The sequence below is a fragment of the Desulfobaculum sp. genome (genome assembly GCF_054921475.1).
Map to the genome: position 1 here is coordinate 1 of NZ_JBUDSW010000162.1, position 8,432 is coordinate 8,432.

Sequence of the window (8,432 nt, forward strand, 5' to 3'; positions counted from 1 at the left end):
GAGCAGGGCGCCCAAACACAAAGCGCCGCCCACCTCAGTAAGGCGGACGGCGCAAAAGAGCGAGAAAAGGCACTAGGCACTACATCTTGCGGAATGTCGCGCCAAAGAAAAACTCGCCGAGGGGGGTATCCTCCGGCGTGCGGAAGCGCGTCATCAGGGCGGCGTCCTTGGTGCGGCGCAGGAAGCCCTCCACCTGCTGCTCATTCTCCTGCGGAGTCATGGTGCAGGTCACATAGGCCAACATGCCGCCGGGGGCGACAGCCTGCCACGCTGTGTCGAGGATACTGGTCTGGAGCGCGGCAAGTTCCGCAAGGTCCTTGCGTGTACGGCGGTACTTGGCATCCGGACGGCGTGACAGCACGCCAAGACCGGAGCACGGCGCGTCAACCAGCACCACGGGAAAAGGCTCGGCAAAGGGCGCGGGCTCGTCCGCGCGCGCCTGTGCGACGGTCACGTCGTCAATGTCCTTGCCCGCCAGCAGGGCGCTGAGGCCACGCAGACGGGTGGGGCTTGGGTCGCTGGCCACAATGGGGCCGCCCCCAAGGCTGTGCAGAAAAAGGGCTTTGCCGCCCCGGCCACAACAGGCGTCCCACACAGGACGGGGCCAGTCCTTGGCGCCAAGGGCCAGCATGGCCTCCTGCCCTGCAGCGCTCTGGCGCACGGCAAAGCCGTCGCGCTCAGCGCTCAGGGCCTCGGGCGTGGGGGCACGCATGGCAAGGCCGGTGCCCATGGTGGCGAGGCAATCCTCCTGCGCCGCAAGCTGCTCATGCGCCGCCCGCGAAGCAGGGGAGGAAAAATCGAACCGCAGACCAAGGGCCGGAGCCTTCACCGACGCCGACAGCAGGGCAATGGCCTTGCGTTCGCCGTAGGCCTTGCGCCACAGCTTCACCAGCCACTTGGGGCAGGAGTAGTAGCGGCTGAGGAAGGTATCCCGGTCCGGCTTGTCCTGCCGGTAGTAGTCATGGGAGGTTGCCTCGGCTCCAAGGCGGCTCACGGCGCGCAGGACGGCGTTGGCAACGCCGGACAGCTTGGGCGTGATGTCCTTTTTCACATGCGTGACGCACCAGTCCACGGAAGCGTAGGCCGGAACGCGGTCGAGCATAAGAATCTCGAACGCGGCCACGCCAAGGGCGAGGCGCATGCGCCGGGGCGTTTTGCCGGGGGACTTGAGGTGGGAGTCGAGGATAAAATCAAGGCGCAGCCGCAAGCGCAGATAGCCATAGGCCAATTCCGTCGCCAGCGCGGTGTCGCGGGCGTCAATGCCGCCTGCGTCCCTGAGGGAGGTGATGGCGGCATCAAGGGCCGCCTGAATGTCAATGCCCTGATCAAGGCAAGCCGTCAGAGCGTCGATTGCCGCCAGTCGTGCTGGCGGCAATTGAGGTCGATATTTTCGTTTTTTGGTCATGATGGGTTACGCACCCGCCTCGGCCGTGGTGGAAAGAGGCTTCAGCGTGGGTGAAGGTTCGGGGGGCGACACCATAAAGCGCTGGAGCGCCTTCTCCACCAGCGCGGTGGAGACCTGCGTATCCAGACAAGGCCCGTGGGGGCGCTCGTTCATGACACCGTAGGTTGGGATGGGGTAGGTGTCCTGAATGCCGCTGGCGAGGTCGCGTTCACAGGCGACGGCCAAGATGAGTTTCGGCCGCGTCTGCACCACGATGCGCCGCGCAATGGTCCCGCCGGTGGCAATTGCCATATGCACGCCATACCGCTCGGAAAGTTCAAGAAGGTCTTTGATGGGGCATTTGCCGCACCGCTTGCAGTTGTTCATGTCATAGGTCAACCGCATGTCGCAGCGGCTGTTCTGCAGGCAGTGGGGCAAAAGGAGCAAAATGTCATCGGCCTCGTAGCGCGAGGCCTCGTTCCGCACCAATTCGTTATTCACCTTAATGAACGAGGAACGCACGCGCCGCTTGGAAATGCCAAGGGCTTTGCCCAGCAGCACCATAAGCGGCAAAAACAGCTTGATGGTCAGGCCGTGCAGACGCCGCGTATACGGCAGACTGCGGCCCACAAGAATATTCAGCACAAGGCCCAGCCCAGCCCACAGCACGCCGCCAACGGCAACGGCCACAACCGCGCCCACAAGCCACGGCATAATGGGATGGATGGAGGTCAGCCCCACATAGGGCACGTACCACAGCAAAAGCAGCACAGCGCTCACAAGCACGGAGGCCAAAGAAATAAGACCGATGAACAGCCGCTTGCGCTCCCGGCTGACCTCTCGGTCCGTCGCGTCAAAATCCTTCAGGTCGTTCTGCTGGTGGGTCATTCCTCTCCCTGCGCCTTGTGGCGTGTCCCGTGCTAGTGGCATGAATTCAGGGACATACCACCAACAGCCCCGGCAAAAGTCAAGCTCCGGGGCCTACTCCGCGCAGCGGTTCAAGTAGCCGCAGCAAAAGCCTTCGGCCGTCATGCACTTCTTGCCGGCGGGCTTCACCGCTGCGGCAAGGTACACGTTGTCCGCGCAGGCAATGGCGAGCTTCCCGTCAACATCGCCGATGATGGTTCCCGGTTCGGGGTTGCCGTACTCCTCAAGGGAGGGGCCGACTTCGCCGGGAGTCAGGGCAATGCGCAGGGGCTTGTCGCGGTCTGGCGCGCACCAGAAGAAGTACGCCCCCGGCCACGGATGCATGGCGCGGGCGCGGTTGTGCACGTCCTGTGCGGGGCGGGTCCAGTCCAGTTCGCCCTCGCTTTTGGACAGCTTGGCCGCGTAGGTCGCCTTGTCCTCATCCTGCTTGATGCGGCGCAGCGTTCCGGCAACCATGGCGTCCAGTGTTTCCACCAGCAGTTTGCCGCCAAGCTCGGCCAGCTCGTCGTGCAAAATTTCCGCGGTGTCGTCCTTGCCTATGGCAAGGGCCCGCGCCTTCAGGATGTCGCCGGTGTCCATGCCCTTGTCCATCTGCATGATGGTCACGCCGGTCACATCGTCGCCATGTAAGATGGCGCGCTGGATGGGCGCAGCGCCGCGATACTTGGGCAGCAGGGAGGAGTGCACATTCACCGCGCCATGCGGAGCAATGTCCAGCACGGCCTGCGGCAGAATGAGACCATAAGCGGCAACCACCAGGACGTCCGGGCGCAGGGCGGCCAGTTCGTCAATGGCGGCGGAGTCCTTGAAGTTGACGGGCTGGTAGACGTCCCATCCCTGCTCAAGGGCCAGCTGCTTCACCGCGGAGGGCTTGCAGACCTGTCCCCGGCCACAGGGGCGGTCGGGCTGGGTGTACACGCCCACAATCTCACCGCCGTCCCACGCAGCAAGATGCTCAAGGGACGTGCGGGCAAAATCGGGCGTGCCCATGAAAACTATGCGGAGTGGCGTTTTTTCTGTCGAACCCATTTTTTCACTTTCTTGTCGTACAAGGACCGCTTGAGGCGGCTTAAATGGTCGATGAACAGCACGCCTTCGAGGTGGTCGATCTCGTGCTGCAGGCAGATGGCCAGCAGGCCGTCGGCCTCGATGTGGACAGGGTTGCCCTCAAGGTCGGTGGCGTCCACGGTGATGTTTTCCGCACGCGTGACCTTGCCACGCAGTCCGACAACACTCAGGCAGCCCTCTTCGGACTCCACCTCGCCCTCGCGGGTGGTGATGCACGGATTCACGAGGATGCGCAGGTCGCTGCGGTCATTGGGGCCGGTGATGTCCACCACCACAAGGCGGCAGCTTTCGCCCACCTGCGGCGCAGCAAGGCCAATGCCGTCGCCTTCGTACATGGTTTCGGCCATGTCTTCGGCAAGGGCACGGATTTCTGGCGTAATCTCGGTAATCTCGGCCGCCTTTTCGGCAAGGACCGGCTCCGGATACGTGACGATTTCTCTTTTCATAGCAGTGTCCCGACGTGCCGGACGCCCGGGATGGGGTAACGCTTCCGCCGCACGTGGCGGCGGAAGCGGTTCCGGCTAGTTGCTGGGTTTCTCCCGCAGCTTGATGCCAAGCTCGCGCAGCTGCGCGGTGGCAACGGTGCTGGGGGCTTCGGTCATCAGGCACGTCCCCCTCTGGGTCTTGGGGAAGGCGATGACCTCTCTGATGGACTTCGCGCCCGTCAGAATCATAATAAGTCTGTCCAGACCAAAGGCAATGCCCCCGTGCGGCGGAGCGCCATATTCCAGCGCCTCAAGCAGGAAGCCGAACTTCTCCTGCGCTTCCTCTTCGCCAATGCCGAGGGCCTCAAACATGCTGGCCTGCACTTCACTGGAGTGGATGCGAATGGAGCCGCCGCCAACCTCATGGCCGTTGATGACCATGTCGTAGGCGTTGGAGCGCACCTTGCCGGGATCGGTCTTCAGAAGCTCAATATCGTCCGGATGCGGGGCCGTGAAGGGGTGGTGCAGCGCCGCGTAGCGCTTGGACTCGTCGTCCCATTCCAGCAGGGGGAAGTCCGTCACCCACAGGGCGTTGATGGCTTTCTCGTCGATGAGGCCCATCTGCTCGCCAATGCGCAGGCGCAGGTTGCCCAGCGCCGCGTTGACCATGTCCGCAGGACCGGCCTGGAAGAACACAATATCGCCCGGCTCAAGGCCAAGCGCCTCGGTGAGGCCCTTGCGCTCGTCGTCGGACAGGAACTTGGCAATGGGGGACTGCCAGTCGTCTTCCTTCACCTTAATCCACGCCAGACCCTTGGCGCCGTAAATCTTCACGAACTCGGTGTGGTCGTCGATTTCCTTACGGCTCATGGTGGCGCCGCCCTTGACGGTCATGGCCTTGACCAGCTCCGCCGTGGCAAACAGGCGGAACTCGGAGCCCTTCACAACGTCGGTGACGTCGGTGAGCAGCAGCTCAAAGCGGGTATCCGGCTTGTCCACGCCGTACTTGTCCATGGCCTCGGCGTAGGTCATACGCGGGAAGGCCTCGGGCAGGTCCACGTCCAGCACGTCCTTGAACATGCGGCGGGCCATGCCTTCGCCCATCGCCATAACCTGCTCGTGGTCCACAAAGCTCATCTCGCAGTCAATCTGCGTGAACTCGGGCTGGCGGTCGGCGCGCAGGTCTTCATCGCGGAAGCAGCGTACAATCTGGTAGTAGCGCTCCATGCCTGCCACCATCAGCAACTGCTTGAACAGCTGGGGAGACTGCGGCAACGCATAGAACTGGCCCTGATTCACACGGCTGGGCACGAGGAAGTCGCGCGCGCCCTCGGGCGTGCTCTTGGTCAGGATGGGCGTCTCGATGTCGAGGAAGCTCAGCTCGTCCAGATAGCGGCGCACGCTCTGCATGGCCTTGTGGCGGATGATGAAATTCTTGGCCAGACGCGGGCGGCGCAGGTCGAGATAGCGGTACTTGAGGCGCAGGTTCTCCGTCGCCTCCACACGGTCCTCAATGCCAAAAGGCGTGGTGCGGCACGTGTTCAGCAGCTTCCAGTCCGACACCACAACTTCAATCTCGCCGGTGTGCAGATTGGAGTTGGCCATGCCCTCGGGGCGCAGGCGGACGCGGCCCTTGATGGCAAGGACATATTCGGTGCGCAGGATGTGCGCGGTCTTGTGGGCCTCTTCGTTCTCCTCGGGGGAGAAGACGACCTGCGTCAGGCCTTCACGGTCGCGCATGTCGATAAAGATCAGGCCACCGTGGTCGCGGCGGAACTGCGCCCAGCCCATAAGCAGGACTTCGTCACCCACGTTTGCCGCGGTGAGTTCGCAGCAGGAGTGGGTGCGCACCCAGTCGCCCAGCGGCTGGATGTATTGCTGATGCTCCATCTGAATATCAGAGGACTCGCTCATGAAAATTACCTACCCTTATAAGAAAATCTTGCGCCGGTGCATCCGGCGCAGCGTTGTCAGTGTACTACGGCGCGATTATTTTTTCGCGGCAAGGTGGGCGCACACGTCAGCCAGCGCAACGCGCTCCTGCTCGCCGCCCTCAAGGTCCTTCACCGTCACTTCGCCTGCGGCCAGCTCGTCCGTGCCAAGCAGCAGGCACCAGCGCGCGCCGGACTTGTTCGCGGCGCGCAGGCGGCTCTTCATGCTGCCCTTGGTGAATCCGGCTTCGCCGGACAGACCAGCGGCGCGCAGCGTCTGCGCCAGCGTCAGTGCGGGAGTGGACCCGTTTTCGTCCAGAACTGCGACGTAGAAGTCCTGCCCCTCGGTCTGCATATCGCCCAGCAGCAGCGCAAGGCGCTCCATGCCGATGCCAAAGCCCGTGGCAGGCAGGTCTGGACCGCCCAGTTGCTTGATGAGGCCATTGTAGCGGCCTCCACCAGCAACAGCAGTCTGCGAGCCAATGTCCGAGGACGTCACCTCAAACGTCAGCCCCACGTAGTAGTCAAGGCCGCGCACCAGGCGCGGATTGTGCGTATACTCCACGTTCATGGCGTCGAGGATGCCCTTGATCTCTTCAAAGTCGCTACGGCACGAATCGCACAGGTGGTCCGTGATTTCAGGAGCGCCCTGGGTCAGTTCGCGGCACCGCTCGACCTTGCAGTCCAGCACACGCAGAGGATTGGTATCGACGCGACGACGGCAGTCGTCACAGAGTTCCTCCTTGTTCACGTGGCTGAAGAACTCCTTCAATGCCTCGCGGTGCGCAGGGCGGCAGTCATGGCAGCCCAGCGAATTGATTTCAAAGGACAGCTTCCTCAGGCCCAGCGTGCGCAAAAACGCATTGAGCATCAGCAGAAGCTCGGCGTCCGCCTGCGGCTCGCTTGCGCCAATCATCTCCACATCCAACTGGTGGAACTGGCGCATGCGGCCCTTCTGCGGGCGCTCGTAGCGGAACATGGGGCCAAAGGTGAACAGCTTCGACACAGCCTGCGAGGCGTGGAGCTTGTTCTCAATGTAGGCCCGCATCAGTCCTGCGGTGGCCTCCGGGCGCAGCGTCAGGGAACGGCCCTTGCGGTCCGGGAAGGTGTACATCTCCTTCTGGACCACGTCCGTCTCCTCACCGATGGAACGGGCAAAAAGCTCCGTCTTTTCCATGATGGGGATGCGTACCTCGCGGTAACCGTAACGCGAGAAGACCTCGCGCGCGGTCCGCTCCATGAAGGCGAACTTGTCGCTCTCGGGCGAGAAGAGGTCTGCTACGCCCTTGATTTTTTGAATCTTGCTCATTGCTCTAACGTCGATTCGTTCAGGATTTGAAGGGACTCGGCGCACCCCTTGGATGCGCGCGGGCTAAGCCGATAGGCAGTAGTCCATACGCCGTGAAATGTCAAAAGCGTCAGCGTACGCAAACGCACCGCAAGACGCCCGCCGCGCGCCGCATTCACACCGCGCAGGGCGCGCCCTGTACGGCGCCGCCAATGCACCACGCAACCTCGCCAATTCTATTTCGGAAGTTCCCGGCTCGTCGGGAGAAGCAGAAGTGCCCCGCGCCCCTACGTCGTTCCGCACGGACGCGCGCTAAAGGCCATCAGCGGCGTAAGCGGTTTGCCGCCAGTAAAATCAAGCCGCACAGCGCAAAATGCGCCAACACCATGCGGATACACCAGCCTGTTCAGCACCGTCCACGGCCGCCGCCCACGCCACGTTTTCGGCGGCCCCGGCAGCACGGACCCCGCCTCCTCCGGCAACACGCCAAGAGCATTGCCCAGCATCCGGCGCATATCCAGCGGCGAGAACCAGCGCGCCCGCGCAAGCCGCCCGCCACGCCCATTGCGCCCCGGACGGCCAACCAGCAGCCAATACAAGCTCCATTTATTCAAATAACACACAATCATACCGTGGCGCGTTACCCGCGCGGCCTCGCGAAGCACCGCCTCGGGGTCCTCGCAAAACTCCAACACGTTCATCACCACAGAAAATTCAAATTCGTTGTCGTCAAACGGCATATGGTCCGCCTGACCAACATGGTACGCCGCACGCGCGCCCATGCGCCGACGCGCCGCGCCCAGCATCTCCGGCGCAGCGTCCAGCCCCGTCACATCAAAGCCAGACTCCCACATGGACTTCAACATCATGCCCGGGCCGCACCCAACATCAAGCAGGCGCTGCCCACGGCGCGGCCATGCAGAAACCAAACGCTCCACAAGGCGGCGCTCCTGCGAAAAGGCAAACGCCCCCTCCGCAGTCTCAAACCACTCCTCGTAGCTCGCAACAGCTTCCCTGTCCCAACGCTCCGACATTTCGCCTCCGCTTCGTGCCCGCTTGGGCGCCACAATCATATGCCGATTCAGTCACTTCCCTCGGTTCTATGACAACTTCAACAGGAGCGCAATGCGCCCGCAATGTTCATCATCATAAGCCGGTGACGGTGGTGAAGCGGGGAGGCAGGAGCGAGCGTGGGAGAAGATTCGTCTCTGTGACTTGAGTTCGTAGGGCGTTCGGCCTGAAAAAACGACAGGGCTAAGAGATAAAGATAGCCTCCGGCGGGTTAAGGACTACCGTCCTTGTATATTGACCCTCAAGCCGAAGGCGGAGAAAAAAAGGAAGCCGCCTCCATGACTGGCATGAAGGCGGCTGTTGCGGCAGACCGTACGTCCTTGAGTAATGAGCTCGTT

Annotated in this window: 7 protein-coding genes; all 7 read right to left on the reverse strand. The window is 62.6% G+C overall.

Annotated elements, in window-relative coordinates:
• Positions 1-79 precede the first annotated feature (79 nt).
• Entirely contained in the window at positions 80-1,405 is a 1,326-nt protein-coding gene (locus ACY69P_RS11050) for an RsmB/NOP family class I SAM-dependent RNA methyltransferase (protein WP_462327506.1), read from the reverse strand.
• Positions 1,406-1,411: 6 nt separating this feature from the next.
• Positions 1,412-2,272: a DUF116 domain-containing protein gene (locus ACY69P_RS11055; protein ID WP_462327507.1), complete on the reverse strand. Its 861-nt coding sequence runs from the start codon at positions 2,270-2,272 to the stop codon at positions 1,412-1,414.
• A 93-nt stretch (positions 2,273-2,365) separates the two neighbouring features.
• Positions 2,366-3,340 (reverse strand): methionyl-tRNA formyltransferase, encoded by a 975-nt coding sequence (fmt, locus tag ACY69P_RS11060; RefSeq protein WP_462327508.1) that lies wholly within the window; start codon positions 3,338-3,340, stop codon positions 2,366-2,368.
• Positions 3,307-3,825 carry a peptide deformylase gene (gene def, locus ACY69P_RS11065; RefSeq protein WP_462327509.1) on the reverse strand — a complete coding sequence of 173 codons (519 nt, stop codon included), beginning with the start codon at positions 3,823-3,825 and terminating at the stop codon, positions 3,307-3,309. Before def ends, fmt begins: the two co-directional genes overlap by 34 nt.
• A 75-nt stretch (positions 3,826-3,900) precedes the next feature.
• A complete protein-coding gene (gene aspS / locus ACY69P_RS11070; RefSeq protein ID WP_462327510.1) occupies positions 3,901-5,718 on the reverse strand; it encodes an aspartate--tRNA ligase in 1,818 nt (605 codons plus the stop codon).
• Positions 5,719-5,793: 75 nt separating this feature from the next.
• A complete protein-coding gene (gene hisS, locus ACY69P_RS11075) occupies positions 5,794-7,044 on the reverse strand; it encodes a histidine--tRNA ligase (RefSeq protein WP_462327511.1) in 1,251 nt (416 codons plus the stop codon).
• Positions 7,045-7,310: 266 nt separating this feature from the next.
• A complete protein-coding gene (locus ACY69P_RS11080; RefSeq protein WP_459900129.1) occupies positions 7,311-8,057 on the reverse strand; it encodes a class I SAM-dependent methyltransferase in 747 nt (248 codons plus the stop codon).
• Positions 8,058-8,432: the final 375 nt, after the last annotated feature.

Coding starts and splice junctions, on each gene's coding strand:
- ACY69P_RS11050 (WP_462327506.1), bottom strand. CDS start 1,405: ATGACCAAAAAACGAAAATATCGACCTCAATTGCCGCCAGCACGACTG.
- ACY69P_RS11055 (WP_462327507.1), bottom strand. CDS start 2,272: ATGACCCACCAGCAGAACGACCTGAAGGATTTTGACGCGACGGACCGA.
- fmt (WP_462327508.1), bottom strand. CDS start 3,340: ATGGGTTCGACAGAAAAAACGCCACTCCGCATAGTTTTCATGGGCACG.
- def (WP_462327509.1), bottom strand. CDS start 3,825: ATGAAAAGAGAAATCGTCACGTATCCGGAGCCGGTCCTTGCCGAAAAG.
- aspS (WP_462327510.1), bottom strand. CDS start 5,718: ATGAGCGAGTCCTCTGATATTCAGATGGAGCATCAGCAATACATCCAG.
- hisS (WP_462327511.1), bottom strand. CDS start 7,044: ATGAGCAAGATTCAAAAAATCAAGGGCGTAGCAGACCTCTTCTCGCCC.
- ACY69P_RS11080 (WP_459900129.1), bottom strand. CDS start 8,057: ATGTCGGAGCGTTGGGACAGGGAAGCTGTTGCGAGCTACGAGGAGTGG.